The organism is Microvirga arvi (assembly GCF_016892765.1).
Taxonomy (GTDB): Bacteria; Pseudomonadota; Alphaproteobacteria; order Rhizobiales; family Beijerinckiaceae; genus Microvirga; species Microvirga arvi.
On sequence record NZ_JAFEMD010000153.1, the window covers coordinates 1 to 2,437 of the forward strand.

Consider the following 2,437-nt stretch of genomic DNA (forward strand, 5'->3'; position numbering starts at 1 on the left):
GACCCTGAGCTGACTTTGACCGGTCCGAGTCATACGGCACAATCCCGGCAGCGGGTTTGGTGCCAGCAGCTCCTCAAGCGTTATCTAACATTCGTGCTGAGGCCGGGCAGAGTGGTCGTGTAGACTGACTCTTTACTGACTCACTGCCATGAGCCGCGATGGAAGTTTCGGCATACGTTAAAAAGGAACCTTATCCAGTTCCGTAAAGGCCCTTTCTGCGAATTGTGGCGGGCCTACTGGGCCGACGCAGACTGAGGCGGCAGGATCGCGCAGCGTGTGATGTACAGGGCCTCGGGATCCATTCCGTTCGGTTGATCAGCAAACCCGCACCAATGACCTCCACCCGTCAAGCCCGTGTCGCCAGGGACCGCCACATATTGGATCTTGTCGCTTGGCACCGCGATCCATCGCTTGTCGACGAACATCTGCAGACCGTTTGCGACGAACCGGTACGGAGCAAGCTGGCAATCCCTGTTATCGCAGCAGCTCGTACCCAACTTGTCTTTCAAATGCGAGTAGATGTCGTGGGCTTGGATTGGCAGCGGCAGGCTGGCGGCGAGCACAACGGCCACAGCGGCTCTTGACAACATACGCCCCTCCCCCACGGGTCCCGCTTCTCTTGGATCCAAGCCCTGGCTTCCAAGTGCCAGTTGCCCCGGCCGTCAGCATGAGCCCGGATCATCGTGGTCGTGACAGGGCGCAGCCGGTGGGAACCAACTACGCCCTGCACCGCTCATTGGACAGGGATTGCTGCTGCGCTCGCTGGAACGCTGCTTAGCGAGGGTTGCACCGCATCGGCTTGGAGTGTGGGCGCAGGCTTTACCGCGACGGCAATGCCGCGCAGCACCCGATGGTCATGGATCAGCCACCGTCCGACATCATGGTCATACGCGAATGCCAGGCTGACCTGGGACGGCTGGCTCACCGTTTCGCCTGACTGCCCGGTCACGACGAACTCCATGCCACCGGCACAAGTGGCGGTCGCATCATCATACGCGTAGCACTTGATGTCACTGAGCTTCACTGAACGCGGCGCGTTGCGCCAGTTCTCAAAGTAATAGTGCTCGCTGATGGCCTCCGGTCCGATCATATCGGCGGCGTCCACACCATGCAGGCGGGCATAGCGATCGTACAACTGCGATATCTTGCTGTGATCACCCACCGTATAGGCCTGTGCCCAAGCTGCGACGATGTCTCGGACCTCCTCGTCCGGAGTTGCTAACGCTGGAGAGACTGTGATGCATAGCATCGACGCAACAAGAATTCTCGATACGGTTCTCATGGAGACCTCCTGAATGAGTTCACGACCTCTGGATCTTGGGTTCTTCAGCCAGCTCCCGTAGGAGGAGGGATTGGGATCAGTGATCTGTTAGAGGGCGGGTGCTACGGAGCCGCTGCCGTTTGCAGGTAGCCCAGGGTGTCCTTCTCGGCCTCGCCCGTATTCGCGCCGATCTGCAGGATCTCATTGTGCGTGGAACTGGTGAGGGAGCTGGTTCGCTCGACATCAGCGGGCCCGCACAGGAGGCCGAAGGTGTCCTTCTCGGGATCCCCACTCAGGCCTCCTACCTGAACGACCTGAGTAGATCCGCATGCGGCCAGAGCCGGTCCAGCGGTTGTGAGAACAAGAGCGGTGGCTGCAAGGATGAAGAGAGGACGTGTGGGCATAGCTTCGCCTCCTGCGGAACCAATCGCGTTCCGCAATCATGAGAGTCTTGACGGGCTAGTTTTGCTGGATTAGATATTTTCGAAATATATAAATTTCACGAAATTAACATTCTGTCAAATGCAGAGATCTGATGGCGAGAGACTACCGGATGCAGAAGCGGGCAGAGGCCCGTGACCAGATACGCGAGCGGATCGTGGCGGCGACGATGCGGCTCCACGACGAGAAGGGAGTGGTTCCCACAACCTTCGCGGAGATCGCGGAACGCGCTAGTGTCGGGCCGGCCACTGTCTCCCGGCATTTCCCCACGCTCGGCGACCTTGTGCGGGCCTGCGGCGCGCATGTGTGGCAGGAGATGCGTCCCCCGACTCCCGACGCTGCTGCTTCGGTGTTCGCCGACGCCAAGACTGGCCGCGACCGCCTCGTGCGGCTGGTCGAGGAACTGGATGCCTTCTACGCCCGGGGCGCGCACCGCCTCGCCCTCGCGGCGCGGGATCGCGAACTCGTGCCGGAGCTCGATGGCTTTCTCACCGCTGTGGAGGCCGGCGTTGAGGCGCTGGTCAGGGAGGCGCTGGCGCATACCGGGGATGGCGCACACGTCATCCAGGTCGCCGTCGCGGTCACCAGCTTTCAGTTTTGGACGCAGTTCACACGAGTTGATCTCGCCCCTGCGGAATTGACCCGATTGAAAGTTCAGATCCTGGAATACACGCTCAAGGCTGCGCGGCAGGTCTAGTCCGTGAGAGGTCTGCTCGCAGTTCCATAATGCCTGTT

General features: G+C 60.4%; 4 protein-coding genes. 1 reads left to right on the forward strand and 3 read right to left on the reverse strand.

The window, feature by feature from the left end; all coding sequences use genetic code 11:
• Nucleotides 1–233 precede the first annotated feature (233 nt).
• The 3 genes from ILT44_RS30165 to ILT44_RS30175 form a co-directional block, all read right to left on the reverse strand.
• Nucleotides 234–572, reverse strand: coding sequence for a hypothetical protein (locus tag ILT44_RS30165; protein WP_204243293.1), 339 nt, complete (start codon nucleotides 570–572; stop codon nucleotides 234–236).
• Between the two features lie 161 nt (nucleotides 573–733).
• On the reverse strand, nucleotides 734–1,282 hold the full coding sequence (locus tag ILT44_RS30170) for a YybH family protein (RefSeq protein ID WP_204243294.1): 549 nt from the start codon (nucleotides 1,280–1,282) through the stop codon (nucleotides 734–736).
• 101 nt (nucleotides 1,283–1,383) lie between these two features.
• The gene (locus tag ILT44_RS30175; RefSeq protein ID WP_204243295.1) at nucleotides 1,384–1,665 is read right to left on the reverse strand and encodes a hypothetical protein; all 282 of its coding nucleotides are present in this window, start codon (nucleotides 1,663–1,665) and stop codon (nucleotides 1,384–1,386) included.
• A gap of 131 nt (nucleotides 1,666–1,796) precedes the next feature.
• Here ILT44_RS30175 and ILT44_RS30180 point away from each other — a divergent pair, with 131 nt between their 5' ends.
• Nucleotides 1,797–2,399 (forward strand): TetR/AcrR family transcriptional regulator, encoded by a 603-nt coding sequence (locus tag ILT44_RS30180; RefSeq protein ID WP_204243296.1) that lies wholly within the window; start codon nucleotides 1,797–1,799, stop codon nucleotides 2,397–2,399.
• Nucleotides 2,400–2,437 lie beyond the last annotated feature (38 nt).